The organism is Amycolatopsis sp. NPDC051716 (assembly GCF_040681595.1).
Taxonomy (GTDB): Bacteria; Actinomycetota; Actinomycetes; order Mycobacteriales; family Pseudonocardiaceae; genus Amycolatopsis.
Genome location: NZ_JBFAZA010000005.1, coordinates 100,462 through 117,442, shown reverse-complemented (window position 1 = coordinate 117,442; position 16,981 = coordinate 100,462). Strand labels below are relative to the sequence as shown.

At 70.9% G+C, this 16,981-nt stretch carries 15 protein-coding genes; 6 read left to right on the top strand and 9 right to left on the bottom strand.

The features are described 5' to 3' along the window. Window position 1: 1 nt before the first annotated feature. From AB0M30_RS08345 to ddaH, 7 genes are all read right to left on the bottom strand, one after another. Entirely contained in the window at window positions 2-1,777 is a 1,776-nt protein-coding gene (locus tag AB0M30_RS08345; RefSeq protein ID WP_364581501.1) for a Wzz/FepE/Etk N-terminal domain-containing protein, read from the bottom strand. Continuing rightward, window positions 1,774-3,132, bottom strand: coding sequence for an exopolysaccharide biosynthesis protein (locus tag AB0M30_RS08340; RefSeq protein ID WP_364581498.1), 1,359 nt, complete (start codon window positions 3,130-3,132; stop codon window positions 1,774-1,776). The genes AB0M30_RS08345 and AB0M30_RS08340 overlap by 4 nt, the downstream gene beginning before the upstream one ends. 109 nt (window positions 3,133-3,241) lie before the next feature. Next, window positions 3,242-4,423: a glycosyltransferase family 4 protein gene (locus AB0M30_RS08335; RefSeq protein WP_364581495.1), complete on the bottom strand. Its 1,182-nt coding sequence runs from the start codon at window positions 4,421-4,423 to the stop codon at window positions 3,242-3,244. After that, window positions 4,413-5,729: a nucleotide sugar dehydrogenase gene (locus AB0M30_RS08330; RefSeq protein ID WP_364581492.1), complete on the bottom strand. Its 1,317-nt coding sequence runs from the start codon at window positions 5,727-5,729 to the stop codon at window positions 4,413-4,415. The genes AB0M30_RS08335 and AB0M30_RS08330 overlap by 11 nt, the downstream gene beginning before the upstream one ends. Before the next feature lie 206 nt (window positions 5,730-5,935). Next, window positions 5,936-6,631, bottom strand: coding sequence for a glycoside hydrolase family 75 protein (locus AB0M30_RS08325; protein WP_103337347.1), 696 nt, complete (start codon window positions 6,629-6,631; stop codon window positions 5,936-5,938). Between the two features lie 232 nt (window positions 6,632-6,863). Beyond that, the gene (locus AB0M30_RS08320; RefSeq protein ID WP_364581489.1) at window positions 6,864-7,520 is read right to left on the bottom strand and encodes a polysaccharide deacetylase family protein; all 657 of its coding nucleotides are present in this window, start codon (window positions 7,518-7,520) and stop codon (window positions 6,864-6,866) included. An 81-nt stretch (window positions 7,521-7,601) separates the two neighbouring features. Continuing rightward, the gene (gene ddaH, locus AB0M30_RS08315) at window positions 7,602-8,447 is read right to left on the bottom strand and encodes a dimethylargininase (protein WP_364581486.1); all 846 of its coding nucleotides are present in this window, start codon (window positions 8,445-8,447) and stop codon (window positions 7,602-7,604) included. A 74-nt stretch (window positions 8,448-8,521) separates the two neighbouring features. Between ddaH and AB0M30_RS08310 the strand changes: the two genes are divergently transcribed. From AB0M30_RS08310 to AB0M30_RS08290, 5 genes are all read left to right on the top strand, one after another. Further along, window positions 8,522-8,968, top strand: a complete 447-nt coding sequence (locus tag AB0M30_RS08310) for an Lrp/AsnC family transcriptional regulator (RefSeq protein ID WP_033261465.1) — start codon at window positions 8,522-8,524, stop codon at window positions 8,966-8,968. Window positions 8,969-9,359: 391 nt separating this feature from the next. Then, window positions 9,360-10,124, top strand: coding sequence for an enoyl-CoA hydratase (locus AB0M30_RS08305; RefSeq protein ID WP_364581483.1), 765 nt, complete (start codon window positions 9,360-9,362; stop codon window positions 10,122-10,124). A 259-nt stretch (window positions 10,125-10,383) separates the two neighbouring features. Then, window positions 10,384-12,309: a 2-oxoacid:acceptor oxidoreductase subunit alpha gene (locus tag AB0M30_RS08300; protein WP_364581480.1), complete on the top strand. Its 1,926-nt coding sequence runs from the start codon at window positions 10,384-10,386 to the stop codon at window positions 12,307-12,309. Further along, entirely contained in the window at window positions 12,306-13,370 is a 1,065-nt protein-coding gene (locus tag AB0M30_RS08295; protein WP_364581477.1) for a 2-oxoacid:ferredoxin oxidoreductase subunit beta, read from the top strand. Before AB0M30_RS08300 ends, AB0M30_RS08295 begins: the two co-directional genes overlap by 4 nt. Window positions 13,371-13,466: 96 nt before the next feature. Next, window positions 13,467-13,808, top strand: coding sequence for a VOC family protein (locus tag AB0M30_RS08290; protein ID WP_233225660.1), 342 nt, complete (start codon window positions 13,467-13,469; stop codon window positions 13,806-13,808). On the opposite strand, the gene AB0M30_RS08285 is transcribed toward AB0M30_RS08290, so the two are convergent. Both AB0M30_RS08285 and AB0M30_RS08280 read right to left on the bottom strand, forming a co-directional pair. Beyond that, window positions 13,801-15,027, bottom strand: a complete 1,227-nt coding sequence (locus AB0M30_RS08285; protein WP_364581475.1) for a hypothetical protein — start codon at window positions 15,025-15,027, stop codon at window positions 13,801-13,803. The genes AB0M30_RS08290 and AB0M30_RS08285 overlap by 8 nt on opposite strands. 23 nt (window positions 15,028-15,050) lie before the next feature. Further along, window positions 15,051-16,103 carry a polyprenyl synthetase family protein gene (locus AB0M30_RS08280; protein ID WP_364581876.1) on the bottom strand — a complete coding sequence of 351 codons (1,053 nt, stop codon included), beginning with the start codon at window positions 16,101-16,103 and terminating at the stop codon, window positions 15,051-15,053. Window positions 16,104-16,362: 259 nt separating this feature from the next. Here AB0M30_RS08280 and AB0M30_RS08275 point away from each other — a divergent pair, with 259 nt between their 5' ends. Next, window positions 16,363-16,953 (top strand): hypothetical protein, encoded by a 591-nt coding sequence (locus AB0M30_RS08275; protein ID WP_364581472.1) that lies wholly within the window; start codon window positions 16,363-16,365, stop codon window positions 16,951-16,953. Window positions 16,954-16,981: the final 28 nt, after the last annotated feature.

The following is a 16,981-nucleotide window of genomic DNA, read 5'->3' as shown; positions in this document are numbered from 1 at the left end:
GTCAGGAGACCTCCGCGCTCTTTTCGGGCTCGAGGTCGGCGTCGAGTTCGCCCTGGTGAGTGGGTTCGCCGTGGTCGCGCTTGAACGGCGTCGGCCGCTTCGGGGGCTTGACCGGGGCGAACTTCTTCGTCGGCGCGTTCAGGTGGTCCGGCACGCTCACGCTGCCGGGTGGCGGCAGGGGCGACGCCGGTGGCCTCGGGGTGGCCAGCGCGGGCGGGAGCACCTGCCGGACCGGGGTGAACCGGCGCGTCGGCTGCTCGGTCGTGGCGACGCGCTCGGCGACGCGGGCGACCAGCTCGTCCAGGCGGTCTTCGCGCTCGGCCAGGGCCGGCTGCGCCGCGGCAGCGGGGCGACCACGGCCGCGCAGGGCCGTGTGCAGGCCGTCCCACAGCGTGCCGTCGGACTTGTCGCGCGGGTCCGGGTCGACCAGCACGATGCCGATGATCGGGATCTCCTGGTCGGCCAGCTGCCGCGCGACCGTGTGCAGCCACAGCGTGTTCGCGTGCCCGGCCTTCACGACCAGCACGGTCTCCTTGCCGAGGTGCTCCAGGTCGGTCCACGCCGTGCCCGGCGACACCGTGCCGACGCCGACGCGGCGCTCGTCCGGCGGGCCGGCCGGGTCGCCGGCGCCGACCACGGAGACGTCGCTCTTGGTCTCCTGCACGAGCTTGCGGACGTCCTCGCCCGGCAGGTCGTCGACGACGCTCGCGGCGCCCTCGGCGGCCAGCTCCGCGGCGATGTCCAGGCCGAGCGCGGCGGCGACCTTCGGGGCGCCGAGCTCCAGCAGCGACACCCCGCGCGGCTCCTGCTTGATCAAGCGGACCAGCGTCGTGGCGACGTGCTTGCGTTCGGAGACCGCGCGCGAGCGCCGCCACAGCCGGGCGGGCCCGCGCGGCTTCGACGGCAGCTGCGCGATCACGGACGCGCCGAGGTGCGTCGAGATTTCGCGGCGCAGCACCGGCCGGTCGCGCGAGACCGCGCCGACGGCGACGAGCGCGAGCCCGATGGCCAGGCCGAGGGCGAACCCGATGCCGGCGTTGGTCGCGGTGGTCTTGAGGAACGCCTTGGGCAGCGCGCGGGCCGCGTCGACGATCTGGGTGCCCGCGGTGACCTGCGGGCTGCCGATGCCGGCCTGCTGGGCGCGCGAGGTGAAGTCCGTGATCTGCGCGGTGAGCGCGGCCCGGCGGCTGTAGAGGTTTTCGAGGGTGGGCTGGCTGGCCTGGCGGCCCTTGCCCTCCTCGGCGACGATCTGCTGCTCGACCTTGCCCAGCTCGTCCTGGGCGTTCTTGCGCTGGTCGAGGATGGCCTGCGACTGGGCGGCCGCGGCCGCCTGGCTGCGCTTGACGTGGTCGGCGATGAACGTCTCGGCCAGCGCCTGGGCCCGCGCCACGGCCTCTTCGTTGCTCTTGGCCTTGACGGTGATCTGCAGGACGTTGTTGGTCAGCCCGAGGCCCGCGTAGTTCTTCATGAAGTCTTCGGGCGAATCGGTGCTGCCCAGCTTCTTCAGCGCGCCTTCGGCGATCGGGGCCGTCTGCAGCACGGCGACGTCGGTGCGCATCAGCGTGCCGCTGTCGGTCGGCGAGTCGTCCTGGTGGACCACGATGACCTTGGCGACCGCGGTCGGCGGCGCGGGCAGCACGAAGGCCAGCGCCGCGCCGGCGATGAGCCCGAGCAGCGCGGTGGCCAGCCAGACCCGCTTGCGGCGGCGGATCGCGACGAACAGCCGCTGCAGGTCGACGAGCGGGGCGGCCGGGGCCTGCGAGGGAGGAGTCGTCACGCCGAACCTGCCAGGGCTTTCTCGGGGGCTTCCGCCACGGGTCCGGGTTTCTCCGGCTCGAGCGGCCGGACGGCGTGGGTGAGGACGGCGCCGACGATCTCCTGGCCGCCGTCGGCGCAGGCCTCGGCGAGCTGGACGAGCTGCCACGCGGTGCGCGTCCCGGCGCCGAGCACGACCAAGACCCCGGAGCTCGCCGTGGCGTCCGGCACCGTCGGCCGGCCGGGCGAGAACTCGAAGACCCGCAGCGGCACCGACAGCCGGTCGGCCAGCTCGGCGAGCTGCGCGGCGGCCAGGCGGCCGGTCTCGTCGTCGTCGGCCACCAGCAGCAGGACGTCGGCGGGGCCGGTGGCCAGCCGGGCCAGCACCCGGCGGTAGCGGATGTCGCGGTTGACTTCGTCGGCCGAAGTGGCGACCGGCGGCAGCACCCACGGCCGGTCCCCGCCCAGCAGGTGGCGCACCTTGCCGAGGAAGCCGGTGGCCGGGGCGCGCTCGCCCGGCGGGGTGGTGACGTCGACGCCGGCGAGGATCGGCGCGCCGAGCGCGGACGCGATCTCCGGCTCGCCCCGCAGGCGCCGGTCGGTGCGGGCGGTGAACAGGTGGCCGAACACGCCGACGAGGAAGAACAGCACCGCGCCCCCGGCGACGAACTGCGTCATCGTCGGGGCCGCCGGCGACGTCGGCCGCTGGGACGGCCCGAGCACCACGGTGTTGCCGACGCCGGTCGCCAGGTCGGCCTGGTTCAGGTCGTTGATCGCCTGCTCCAGCGACGTCTTCAGGCCCTCGAGCTGGGTGCGGACCTGCACGCTCTCCACGGTCAGGCCGCCGCCGACGGTCTTGGCCAGGTCGCTGATCTTGTCCGTGGTCAGCTTGACCTGCTGGCGCAGCGACTCGCGCTGCTCCTGGGCGAGCTGCACCGAGGCGTCGGCGGAGTTGCTCGCCAGCTGCGTGGAGTACTTGACGTACTGCTGCGCGACCTGGTCGGCGAGCTGCTGGGCGTGCTCGGCGGTGTCGGCGGAGACGGTGATCGTCACGACGTTGCTCTGCGCCACCGACGCGCTGACCTGCTTCTTCAGGTCGATGCCGCTGGGCCGCCACGGCAGCACCGCGGCCGCCCGGTCGAGGACGACCGAAGCCGTTGCGATCTCGGCCTGGGTCAGCAGCTCGTCGGCCTGGCGCGGGCCCTGGAGCAACACGCCCGAGGTCGTCTTGTAGCCGGGTGAGAACAGGATCGACGCTCCGGCGCCGACCAGCGCGCCCAGGACGGCGAGGACGGCCAGCAGCCGCCACCGTCGTCTCAGGACCTGCCCGACCAGGGCCAGGCGCACCGTGTCGTCAGTCAACGGCGGGGTCTCCATTCCTGAGCCGGATACGCCGAACGGGTTCAGTTGATCGGCCGGTTACCCCAACCGTCGTCGGACCGGGAGCTTTGGTTACACGTTCGGTGAGTTCTTGACCGTACGGCGATCAGGACTTCACAGCGTGCTCATATGCGGCGAGCAAGTTCTTCGCCGAGTTGGCCCACGAGAGCGGACCGGCCACCCTGGCCTGGCCGAGCTTGCCCATCCGGATCCGCTCCTCCGGGTCGTCGAGCAGCCGGGACACCAGCGCCGCGAACTCCGTCTCGTCGTTCGCCGGGGCGTAGACGGCCGCGTCCCCCGCGGACACCCGCGCCTCCCGCAGCTCGAACGAGACGATCGGCTTGCTCATCGCCATGTACTCCATGACCTTGTTCATCGTGGAGACGTCGTTGAGCGGGTTCAGCGGGTCCGGCGACAGGCAGACGTCGGCGGTGGAGAGGTAGCGGACCAGGTCCTCGTCGGAGATCCGGCCGGTGAACTCGACCTGGTTGGCCAGCCCGAGCTTCGCCGACAAGGCGACCATGTCGTCGAACGCGTCGCCCGAGCCGACGAACACGGCGTGCCAGTCGGTGCGGCCGACCTCGTCACGCAGCTTCGCCAGCGCGCGCAGGGCGTAGTCGACGCCGTCCTGCGGGCCCATCACGCCGAGGTAGGCGAGCAGGTACGGCTTGCCCTTCTTCAGCTCGGGCTCGGCCGGCACCTCGTGGAACCGCTCGACGACCGGGGCGCTGCGCACCACGAAGACGTCCTCGGGCTTCTTGCCGCCGCGGATCCGGGCGACCTGCTTGTAGCTCTCGTTCGTCGAGATCACGACGTCGGCGGCGCGGTAGGTGGCGCGTTCGAGCGCGCAGACACCGCGGTAGAGGAGGTCCTGCCCGCGGTCGAACCGCGAGAGGTACAGCTCCGGGCACAGGTCGTGCTGGTCGAAGATGAACTTCGCGCCGTGGCGCTTGAGGTACTTCGCGACCAGGTAGAGCAGGTCCGGCGGGTTGCAGGCGTGCACGACGTCGACCGGCCCGATCTTGCGGGCCAGCCGCAGCGTGTGCCACAGCGCGCTGCCGTACTCCTGCAGGTAGCCGGCGGGCCCGCCGGTCGCCGCCTTCAGCGGGTAGCGGTAGATGTGGACGCCGTCGACGACGGCTTCGGCTTCGGTGTCGCGTTTCGTGCCCTGCGGGCAGATCACGTGGACTTCCCACCCGGCGTCGCGCAGGGTCGTGGACTCCTGCCAGACCCGCCGGTCGAAGGGGACGGAGAGGTTTTCGACGAGGATGAGCGCTTTACCAAGCAAGGCCGGCGTATCCCTCTTCAAGGCGACGCGTCGCGGCGTCGGGCAGGCGGACGAGGTCGATCAGCGCCCGGTCGCCACTGTGCGGCAGGGCCGCCAGCACGTCCGGGTCCTTGGTGCCGACGAGCAGGACTTCGGCGTGGTCCATGACTTCTTCGACGGTCCCGGCGAGCAGCTGGCCGAGGTGCGGCAGCCGGCCCTCGATGTACTCGCGGTTGGCGCCCATCAGCCGCGAGAGGCTGACGTTGACGTCGTAGATCTTCAGGTCGTACCCCTTGCCGAGCAGCTTCTCGGCCAGCTCGACCAGCGGCGACTCGCGCAGGTCGTCGGTGCCCGGCTTGAACGACAGCCCGAACAGCCCGACCTTGCGCTTGCCGGTGCGGGCGACCAGGTCGAACGCCCGCTGCAGGTGCTCGGCGTTCGACGCGAGCACGTGCGACAGGATCGGCACGCTGACGTCGGCGCGGTGCGCGGCGTAGACGAGCCCGCGCAGGTCCTTCGGCAGGCATGAGCCGCCGAAGGCGAACCCGGGCTTGAGGTAGGCCGGGCTGATGTTGAGCTTGGTGTCGGCGAGGAAGACGTCGATCACCTGGTGCGAGTCGAGGCCGAGCGCCCGGCAGATCGACCCGAGCTCGTTCGCGAAGCCGATCTTCAGGCCGTGGAAGGAGTTGTCGGCGTACTTCGTCATTTCCGCGACCGGGATCGGCACCCGGAAAACGGGGCCGGGCAGGCCTTCGTACAACGCCGCGACGGCGTCGCCGCTGGCCTCGTCGATCTCGCCGATCACCGTCTTCGGCGGGTCGAAGAAGTCGCGGACGCTGGTGCCCTCGCGCAGGAACTCCGGGTTCACCGCGACGCCGAAGTCGACGCCGGCCGTGCGGCCCGACGCCTTCTCCAGGATCGGGACCAGCAGGTCGAGGCAGGTGCCGGGCAGCATCGTGCTGCGGAAGACGACCGTGTGCCGCTCGGCCTTCTTGGCGATCGCCTCGCCGATCTCCTCGGCCACGCGCTCCAGGTAGACCGTGGAAAGGCTGCCGTTCGGCGCCGACGGCGTACCGACGCAGACCAGCGAGATCTCGCTGTCGGCGACGGCTTCGGCGACGTCGGTCGTGGCTCTCAGCGCGCCGCTCGCGACGACCTCGGCGGTCAGCTCGCCGATCCGCTCCTCGACCACCGGGGCATTGCCCTGCGTGATGAGGTCGATCTTCACCGGGTTGACGTCCACGCCGACCACCCGGTGTCCCTGCCCCGCCAGGCACGCGGCGGAGACACAGCCGACGTAACCGAGCCCGAAGACACTGATCTTCACGCCAAAACCTCCGCTATTCCGCGCGACCCTCAAGTTGGTCGGCGGGCGCCCCTGGATCGTTACCACGAGGGCGGCGAACGGGGGACGGCGTGAGACCACGGTGAGACGCAAGGGATTCAAGTGAGAATTGCGTCTCGATCCGGTACGCGGACCGGCGGCGGACCGTGGCCGGGAACCACGATTCGCCGCCGGGCGGAAAATAGGTGTCAGTTGTTGTTCACGAAGGTGGTCGCCAGGCTCTGGCCCTTGCTCACCGCGTTGGAGTGGTTCTCGATCGGCGAGACGGTCGAGTTCTTGAAGCAGATGTACGTGACGCCGGAGTCGGTGCCGCCGTTGGACGGGTCCGGGTTGATGCCGAGGTCCTTCGCCGTCGCGTAGGAGGCTTCGCCGATGATCTGCGTCGGCCCGGTGTCCCCGATGACGGCGTACTCGACCTTGCCGTTGTAGATCACCGCGCAGGAGCCGCCGCCCTTGAGGCCGGAGGAGGAGTACTTCCAGATGCTGCTGGAGCTCGGCACGACGATGTAGGGCAGCTTCGCGGCGTTGAGCGGCTTGCCGTCGGACTGGTGGAACGCCGTGTCGTCCTGGTAGCAGCAGTCGGTGTTCTCGTTGCACTGCGAGCTGCGCTGGCCGTCGCAGTCGATGTCCATGTCGGCTTTCCAGAAGACCGCGCCGTTGGCGTCGCAGATCGCGACCGTCTTGCTCGAAACGTCTTCGTCGGTCTTGTACTTGCCGTTCGAGACCTGCTTGCAGCCGGAGGTCTTGGCGAGCAACTGGGCCGCGGTGGGGGCGGCTTCGGCGGTGGCCGGTTGAGCGGCCGGGGCCGGCGACGCCGACGCGAGGGCCGACGGCATCACGGCCGACGCCAGCGCGAGGGTCGCGAGCAGGATCAGTTTCCGCATTCCTGGGGCTCCCTTTAGTTAGGAAACTTTCCTTACGGCGGCGGGGCATCAGGATGCACCCGGGCGCGGCGGCGTTCAAGACCTCCGGGTCCGGGAATTTCCCATCAGGTGGCCGGAGTTGACGAAAAGGCTGCTCACCGGGTTCAGAGCCCGCCGGAACCGGTTCTGGCGGTGTCCCGGTCGCCGGGACGCGCCGAGCGCCGAACGAGCCGGTTCGCGACGGCGAGGCGCCCTACCGGAGAGCGCGGTGGAACAAGCGGTTCGCCCAGTGCGCGGCCCGCCGCGAACCGGCGAGCACGCCGTCGAGCCAGTCGCCGTCGAGGTCGTGCGGGAGCTCGGTGCGGGCCTGCAGCCAGCCGTCGCGGCGGGCCGCGCCGCCGTCGCTCGAGTAGACGCGGGTGGCGCCCGCCTGCCGCAGCCGCGCGAGCACGCGCCGGTCGTAGGCGCCGAACGGCAGGGAGTACCGCCGCACCGGCCGGCCGCACAGGTCGCCGAGCAGCTTCGGGGCGTCCTTCAGCTCGCGGTCGGCGTGCCGGTCGTCGAGCCGCCGCCAGTCACGGGGTTCCCAGCCGTGCGAGCCGATCTCCATCCCGGCGCGCGTGAGCTCGCGCAGGCCGTCGCGGTCGAGGTAGCCACGCTGCCCGAGCCGGCCGGCGAGGGGGAAGAACTCCGCCGTCAGCCCACGGTCGGCCAGCCGCGGCAGCACGATCTCGACGTCGGATTCGTTGCCGTCGTCGAAGGTGAGGCGGACGTCTTCGCGCTCCGCGGCGACGTCGAGGACGCGTTCGAACTGCTCCACGGTCAGCCAGCGCTCGTCTTCCCCGGGGTCGAGCTGGCGGGCCGGCCGGCCCACCCCGTGCACGGCGAGGATCACCGTCACCACTCCCACCGCCTGCCACCGCGAGTAGTCGATTTGTTACTTCGATTAATCGCGATGGCAAACGGGGGAGTTACACTTTTTTGCCGTCAATTAGCCTTTGCGGATCTCCAGCGTGCAGCACTTCGGGCCGCCGCCGGCTTTCCGCAGCTCAGAGATGTCGACGTAGACCGGTTCGTACCCCCGAGCCGAGAGAAGTTCACCCAATCGGGTGGCCTCCACCGGGAGGACGACATTGCGGCCGTCGGAGACGCCGTTGAGGCCGAAACACTCCGCGTCTTCCTTCGTGGCGAGCACCGCGTCCGGGAACACCCGCTCCAGCACGCGGCGCGAGCCGGCGGAGAAGGCCTCGGGGTAGTAGACGATCTGAGCGCGGGTCGAGTCCGTCGCCTCGGCGAGCACGAACAGCGCGGTGTCGAGGTGGTAGTAGCGCGGGTCGACCAGCTGCAGCGAGACGACCGGGACGCCGAGGACCTCCTGCGCCTCGGCGTGCGCGGCCGGGTCGGTGCGGAAGCCGGTGCCGGCGAGCAGCAGGGCGCCGGTCCAGGCGAAGTCGCCTTCGGCCTCGTTGATCTTCTCCGGCATGGTGATGTCGCGGTAGCCGTGTTCGACGAACCAGCGGCGGAAGTGCTCGGCCTCGGCGGAGCGCTGCGGGGCGCGGAACCGCGAGCCGAGCACCCGGCCGTCGACGACGGTGCCGGAGTTGGCGGCGAAGACCATGTCGGGCAGGCCGGGCTGGGGCTCGATCTCCTCGACGGTGTGGCCGAGGCGGCGGTAGGTGTCGCGCAGCTCGGTCCACTGCGCGACGGCGACGTCGGCGCTGACCGGCTGGGTCGGGTCCATCCAGGGGTTGATCACGTAGTCCACCGCGAAGAAGCGCGGCGGGCACATCAGGTATCGGCGGGTGGTCGGTACGCGGGTGGCCAGTGATCCCTGCATGATTGCAGGGTAAGGGGCGCCTAATATCGCAATCAATCGCTGTTCGCTGCGCGTATCTGTGCTAGATGTTGCGTGTGAACACCATCGACCAGCGAATCGTTTCGTGTCTAGTGGCGAACGCGCGCTCGAGCTACGCGGAGATCGGCAAGGTGGTCGGCCTGTCGGCGCCGGCGGTGAAACGGCGGGTCGACCGGCTGCTCGAAACGGGCATCCTCCGGGGCTTCACGGCGGTCGTCGACCCGGAGGCGCTGGGCTGGGGAACCGAGGCGTTCGTCGAGGTCACGTGCCAGGGCAACATCACGCCGGCCCGGATCCGGGCACGGCTGGAGCCGCTGCCGGAGGTGGTGGCGGCGTACACGGTGTCGGGTGCGGCGGACGCGATCGTGCACCTGCGGGCGGCGGACATCCACCACCTGGAGACGGCGCTGGAGCGGCTGCGCGGGCTCGAGATCGTGGACCGGACGGTGTCGACCGTGGTGCTCTCGCGGCTGCTGGAACGGCCACCGACGCCGGAGCAGTGAGCGCGCGGGGCGGGTGGTCACGGCGGGTCGGGTAGTCACGGCGGGCCGGGTGGCCATGGCGGGCCGGGCGGCCGCGGCGGGCCGGGTGGCCGCGGCGGGGCAAGGCGGGACCCCGGAGCAGTGAGCCCGCGGTGGGTGGCCGCGGTGGGTGGCCGCAGCGGGATTGGGCGGGCCTCCGCCCCCCGGTCTCCAGCGTATCGGCGGGTACCGACAATCCGGCCGCTCAGGCCCGCAGCGCGCACGGATACTCCACAAACCTCTCCCCAAGCCGCGGCTTGGGGAGAAGCGCGAGCCGAGGCCGCAAAACTGTCGCCCCTCGCCGATACGCTGGTCGACGGGGGCGGAGGCCCGCCCTGCGTCCACCCACACCGCACCGTGCCACCCTGGGCCCATGACCGACAGCATCGTCAGCGAGCACTCCGGCGGCGTCGCCCTGCTGACCGTCGACGCTCCCGGCAGCCGGAACGCGCTGACGCTCGACCTCTCCGCGCAGCTCGCCGCCGCCGTCGAGGCCGCTGAACAGGACGAGTCCGTGCACGCCGTCGTCGTCACCGGGACGCCGCCCGCCTTCTGCGCCGGTGCCGACCTGTCCGCGCTCGCCGCGGCCGACGAGTCCGGCCTGCGGGCCATCTACGAAGGCTTCCTCGCCGTGGCGCGGTGCGCGCTGCCGACCATCGCCGCCGTCGGGGGTGCCGCCGTCGGGGCCGGGCTGAACCTCGCCCTCGCCGCCGACGTCCGGCTGGCCGGGCCGCGGGCGAAGTTCGTCGCCCGGTTCCTCGAACTCGGGCTGCACCCGGGCGGCGGGATGACCTGGATGACGCAGCGGCTCGCCGGCCCGCAGCAGGCCGCCGCCCTGACGTTGTTCGGACAACCCCTGGACGCCGAAGCCGCGGTGCGCGCCGGGCTGGCGCTGCGCGTGGTCGACGGCGGCCATGACGAACTGCTGACGGCCGCGCGTGAGCTGGCTCACCCCGCCGTCTCCGCACCGCGGGCCGCGCTGATCGCCACCAAGCGCAGTCTCCGCACCACCGCCGGCCTGGCCGAGCACAGTGCCGCCGTCGACGTCGAGATCCGGCCGCAACTGGCCTCGCTGGCGTCACCGGAGTTCGCCGAGCGGCTTTCCCTGGTGCGAGACCGGATCCGTTCTCGGTCGTGACCCGATCGGAGCGCTCTACCCTCCGGGAGACACGCATCACAACGCGGCGCAGCGGCTACCCGTTACCATCAGTTACAGGTATCTGACGGAGCTGCGAAGAGACATTGAAGAGCATCAATGAGGTCGTCCAACAGCCGGGACACCGCCAACATCGGTGTTGAGGGCGAGCTAACCTCGGGAGTAGACCTGGTGAACGCAGCCGCGGCACCGGCAGGCGAACGGGAAGCCGTACCGTCGGGAGAGAGGGAATCCCTGACCCATGAGCACGAGTGCGAACGGCAACGGCGCTGGTCACGGCTCGCTCGCCGCAACCAGGCCGACCGAGGTCAGCAAGCTGGACCGGGTGGTCATCCGGTTCGCCGGCGACTCCGGTGACGGCATGCAGCTGACCGGCGACCGCTTCACGTCCGAAGCCGCCGCGTTCGGCAACGACCTGTCGACGATGCCCAACTTCCCCGCCGAGATCCGCGCGCCACAGGGCACCATCCCCGGCGTCTCCAGCTTCCAGGTGCACTTCGCCGACTACGACATCCTCACCCCCGGCGACCGGCCGGACGTGCTGGTGGCGATGAACCCGGCCGCGCTGAAGGCGAACCTCGCCGACGTCCCGCACGGCGGCACGATCATCCTCAACACCGACGACTTCATCAAGCGCAACCTCACCAAGGTCGGCTACGCGAGCGACCCGCTGGAGGACGACACGCTCGAGGCGTACCAGGTGCACCGGGTCGCCATGTCGACCCTGACCCAGGGCGCGCTCGCGGAGACCGGCCTCGGCAAGAAGGACGCCGAGCGCTGCAAGAACATGTTCGCGCTCGGCCTGCTGTCGTGGATGTACCACCGGCCGACCGAGGGCACCGAGCGGTTCCTGCGCGAGAAGTTCGCGAAGAAGCCGGACATCGCCGAGGCGAACATCCTGGCCTTCCGCGCGGGCTGGAACTACGGCGAGACCACCGAGTCGTTCGCGACGACGTTCCAGGTCGCCCCGGCGAAGCTGAAGCAGGGCACCTACCGGCAGATCACCGGCAACACCGCGCTCGCCTACGGGCTGGTCGCCGCCGGGCAGCGGTCCGGGCTGCAGATCCTGCTCGGCACGTACCCGATCACCCCGGCGTCGGACATCCTCCACGAGCTGTCCAAGCACAAGAACTTCGGCATCATCACCTGCCAGGCCGAAGACGAGATCGCCGGCATCGGCGCCGCGCTCGGCGCGTCCTACGGCGGCGCGCTCGGCGTCACCTCGACGTCCGGGCCGGGTGTCGCGCTGAAGTCCGAAGCCGTCGGGCTCGGCGTGATGGTGGAGCTGCCGCTGGTCGTGATCGACGTCCAGCGCGGCGGCCCGTCCACCGGCCTGCCGACCAAGACCGAGCAGGCGGACCTGCTGCAGGCGATGTTCGGCCGCAACGGCGAATCGCCCGTCCCGATCGTCGCGCCGCTGTCGCCGGCGGACTGCTTCGACGCGGCCGTCGAGGCGACCCGGATCGCGCTGAAGTACCGCACCCCGGTGCTGCTGCTCTCGGACGGCGCGATCGCGAACGGCTCCGAGCCGTGGCTGATCCCGGACGTCGGCGACCTGCCCGACCTGCGGGTCGAGTTCGCGACCGAACCCAACGCGGACAACGACTCCGGCGAATTCTGGCCGTACGTCCGCGACCCCGAAACCCTCGCCCGCGCGTGGGCGGTTCCGGGCACCCCGGGGCTGCAGCACCGGATCGGCGGGCTGGAGAAGGCCGACAAGACCGGCCACATCTCCTACGACCCGGCCAACCACGACAAGATGGTCCGGCTGCGGCAGGCGAAGGTCGACGGCATCGACGTCCCCGACCTCGTCGTCGACGACCCGAGCGGCGGCAAGGCCCGCGTGCTCGCGCTCGGCTGGGGCAGCTCGTTCGGCCCGATCGGCGCGGCCTGCCGCCGCGTGCGCAAGCTCGGGCTGCCGATCGCGCAGGCGCACCTGCGGCACCTCAACCCGCTGCCGGCGAACCTCGGCGACATCTTGCGCAGCTACGACAAGGTCGTGGTGCCGGAGATGAACCTCGGCCAGCTGTCGATGCTGCTGCGGGCGAAGTTCCTGGTGGACATCCACTCGCACACCAAGGTCGCCGGAATGGCGTTCAAGGCCGAAGAGCTGCAGAACCTGTTCTCGGAGATCATCACCGGCGTTACTACGGAGGCGGCAGAATGACCGCAATCGACTTGGGGATACCCAACCTCGGCGGCCTGGACCTTGTGCCCACCACCGACGAGCCGCAGAAGGCCAAGGACTACAAGTCGGACCAGGAAGTCCGCTGGTGTCCCGGGTGCGGCGACTACGTCGTCCTGAACGCGGTCCAGTCCTTCCTGCCGACCCTCGGCCTCAAGCGCGAGAACATCGTGTTCATCTCGGGCATCGGCTGCTCGTCGCGGTTCCCGTACTACCTGAACACCTACGGCATGCACTCGATCCACGGCCGCGCGCCGTCGATCGCGACCGGGCTGGCCACCACGCGGCCGGACCTGTCGGTGTGGGTCGTCACCGGTGACGGCGACGCGCTGTCCATCGGCGGCAACCACCTGATCCACGCGTTGCGCCGCAACGTGAACATCAAGATCCTGCTGTTCAACAACCGGATCTACGGGCTGACCAAGGGCCAGTACTCCCCGACGTCCGGGCAGGGCATGGTCACCAAGTCGACCCCGATGGGTTCGGTGGACACGCCGTTCAACCCGCTGTCGCTGGCGATCGGCGCGGAGGCGTCGTTCGTGGGCCGGGCGATGGACTCCGACCGCAAGGGCCTGACCGAGGTCCTGCAGGCGGCGGCGCAGCACCGTGGCTCGGCGCTGGTCGAGATCTACCAGAACTGCCCGATCTTCAACGACGGTGCGTTCGACGTCCTTAAGGACGCCGACGAGGCCGCCGCCCGGCTGATCCCGTTGCGCGCCGGCGAGCCGATCCGCTTCGGCCCGAACCAGGAGTTCGGCGTCAAGCGCGGAGACTGGGGCGGCCTGGATGTCGCCAAGGTCGCGGACATCGGCGAAGACAACGTCGTGGTGCACGACCCGGCGATCACGGACACGTCGTACGCGTTCGCGCTGTCGCGCCTGGGCGACCAGAACCTCAACCACGTCCCGACGGGCATTCTCCGCCAGGTCGAGCGCCCGACGTACGACGACGGCGCCCGCGCCCAGGTCGAAGAGGCTCGTGCGGCCCGCAAGCCGGACCTGCAGGGCCTGCTGCGCGGCAAGGACACCTGGACGGTCGCGTAACCCCCGCTGCTCCCGAAGGCCGCCATGCCCGGTGCATGGCGGCCTTCGGCGTTTCGGGGTTGCCACGGTTGGGACACTTGTCCTAAGTTTTAGGCCATGCGACCTGAATCACCCTTCGTGTTCTTCGACGTCCGCACCGCCGACGCGGCGGGCAGCAAGCGGTTCTTCGCCGAGTTGCTGGGCTGGGAGGCGGACGGCCCGCTGCTGACGGCCGGCGGCGCGCCCTGGGGCGGCCTCACCGAGCTGGCCCCGGGCGACGACCGGGCCCCGCAGTGGCTGCCCTACGCGCCGGTGTCCGATGTGGACGCCGCCGCGGCGAAAGCGCTGGAGCTGGGCGGAACCCTCGTGCGCGAGCGCACCGACCTGCCGTTCGGCTCCCTGGTGGTGGTCACCGATCCCGGCGGCGCCGCGCTCGTGCTGTTCCAGGAACTCAGCTGAGCGGCCGGAACCCGACGCGTTCGGCGTCCTCCGCCGTCCGGAACCAGACCTCGGCGACCATCTTCGGGAACTGCGCCGATTCCTCGGTGCAGTACCGCAAAGCCGTGACGCTGGCCTTCACCGCGAAGCTGTCGCTGGGTGCCCCGCCGCCCGGGCGCGGCATCGCCGAACCGGGGCCGAACGGTCCCGGCGGGACCGAGTCGCCCGCCGCCTGACGGGCCGGGGGCGGCTCCGGCGCCACAACGCCGGTGGCCGCCGCCTGGTTCGGCTGCACCGACGGCTCGAACAGCGAGCCGCTGTGACCGCCGGACAGGTCGGGCTCGCGGCGCTCGACCGTGCGCATCGACGGCTGGATCGGCTGCGGCGCGTCGAACCCGCCGCGCACCGCTTCCCGCGGCTGACGCTTCGGCAGCACCTGCGTGGCTTCGGCGGGGGTCTCCGGCGGCACGTCCAGCTCACTTTCGGCGATGTCGCCGCCGAACGCGTACTGCGGCGGCTCGGCGTCGGGTTCCTCGTCGCGCACCGAACCGGGGTGCTCGCCGATGTAGCGCGTGCGCTCCACCGGCTCTTCGAACGCCGACCGCTCGGACGGCGGCTCGTGGTCGAACCAGTCCGGCGTCGCCTCACCGGACGGCGGCTGGAACAGCGAGCCCGGACCGGGGTCCAGCTGCTGCTCGAGCCGCGACAACGCCGGCGACTCGGGCTCCTCGTCGTCGTCGAACGAATTCCCGACCGGGGCCATGTACTGGGTAGCGGTGGCGCTGTCCGGCTCCGGCTCCGGTTCGTCTTCCGGGGTCAGGAACTGGGTGGCCGCGTTGCGGTACGGGTCGTCTTCCTCCGGCTCCGGCTCGGGCGCCCGGACGGGCTCCGGCTCCGGCGGCATCCGCGACGGCACCTGGGCGTCCAGCTCGGCGAAGTCCTCGTCGATGTCGTCGTGGACGTCGTCGCGGTGGATCGGCGGCGCGGCGACCAGCGTGCCGGGGTAGGACGTCTCCTGGCGGGACGGCTCCAGCTCCGGCCGCCGGAACACCTCGGCGCTGGCGCTCACCGCGGCCGCGTTCGCGGGGGTGCGCGCGGCGTCGGCGTGGGCCTGCGCCAGCGAGCTCTCCAGCCGGCGGACGCTCTTGCGGAGCGGCAGCACGAGCACCAGCCAGGTGAGGAGGACGCCGACGAAGAACGCGGCGAGGCTCCACAGCCAGACCTGTCCGAATATGGACATCTTTTCCTGCCCCTGTTAAGTGCTTAGCGCGTGCGCGCGACCAGGTAGTCGGCGACCGACTCGCACGCGTCCCGGGCGGGTGATGCGGGCAGCGCGGTGAGCTCGGCTCGCGCGCGCTGAGCGTAGTCGGAAAGGGTGACGCGTGCTCGATCGAGTCCGCTACTGACGCGGAGCAGCTCCAGCGCCTCCTGCACGAGCGCGTCGTCGGCGATCGGGCCGGACAGCAGCTCCACCAGGCGGGGGTCGGTGCCCGGGTCGGCCAGCGCGTACAGCATGGGCAGCGTCCGGACGCCTTCGCGCAGGTCCGTGCCCTGCGCCTTGCCGAGCTCGTCGGACGGCGACGCGATGTCGATGATGTCGTCGGAGATCTGGAAGGCGGTGCCGATGATGTCGCCGAACCGGCGCAGCGCCTGGATGTGTTCCTCGGCGGCGCCGGACATCATGCCGCCGAACCGGCCGGAGGTGGCGATCAGCGAGCCGGTCTTCTGCGCGATCACGGTGAGGTAGTGCGCGACGGCGTCGTCACCCGGTCCGGGGCCGACGGTCTCGCGCATCTGGCCGGTGACCAGCTCGCCGAAGGTCTCGGCGATGATCCGCGCGGCGTCCGTGCCGAGGTCGGCGACCAGGCGCGAAGCGTGCGCGAAGAGGAAGTCGCCGGTGAGGATGGCGATGGTGTTGTCCCAGCGGGCGTTGACGCTCTCGGCGCCCCGCCGCATGTCGGCCTCGTCCATGACGTCGTCGTGGTAGAGCGTGGCCAGGTGCACCAGCTCGACCGCGGCGGCGGCGATCACCACGTGGTCGTCCTGCTTCGGCCCGAACTGCGCCGACAGGAGGGTGAACAGCGGACGGAAGCGTTTGCCCCCGGCCTCGACCAGGTGCAACGCGGCGTCGTTGACGGCCTGGACGTCACTGCGGACGACCTCGCGCAGCAGCTTCTCGACCTCGGTCAGCCCGCCGGCGATCGAGCGCAGCAGGGTTTCGTCGGCGATCTGCAGCCCGACCGACGCCCGCAGGTCGTCGAGGGCGCCGCCCGGCGCAGCGGGGAGGGATCCCGCCCCGGGGGCTGGGGAAGGCACAGACACGTCGGCTCCGCTCTACTCGTGCACCGGTCGGTTGCCCCTTGAGCGTAGTGGCTACGCCGCGCGGTCGTTTACCCGCTGTCCTGCGGAAACGGTGACGAACATGACACCGCCCACGGTCACCCACCGGGTGGTTCGTGATCCTCGGAAGGGTGATCGGAGATTCCGGGCGCAACGGACGTCTCCACCGGGCGGATATTCAACCGAGGAGGAGCCGCCACCACGGCCGCTCCCCGGCGGCGAGGAGGACAGCGAGATGCGCAGCACGATCGTCACGGCTGTGGTGGTGACGGGCCTGGCCGCTTCTTCGCCTTCATCGGCTTCGCCACAACCGGGCGTGGCCGACATCGGCTCGGCTGCGTTCACAGCGGTCGAGGTACCACCTCAGGCTCCCTGCGCAATCGGCGGCCCGTCGAGCGCAACGGCCGAGCGGGTGTCGAAGCCGGGAATCACCTTCGGCGGCGGCACGTCGTCGTGCACGGACACGAAGGTGACGGCGACGGGCAAGGACTTCGAACTGACGGCGCTGCTGCGCGCGGGAGGGCCCCGGGTGAGGTTGTCGAGCTTCACGGTGACGTGCGAGAGGGCGCCGGGGCAGACGAGCGCAAACTGGAGCTACGGCGGGCTGTCGGGAATCGCGAACCCGCCGAGCCCGGTACCGGTGGGCTACGTGTCGCCGCTTCGGAAATCGGACGGAAAGGTCCTGGCGAACGCGGTGTTCAACATCCAGAACCTCCCGGGCGAAGGAAGTGTCGGCTTGACGATGCTGCGCATTGATTTCCTCCCCGAATCGGGTATCAGCGGAACGGTGGAATTGGGCCGGACCAGCTGTTCCCCGACCCCATAGACGTCACGAGGGCCGCGGCTTGGGAGAG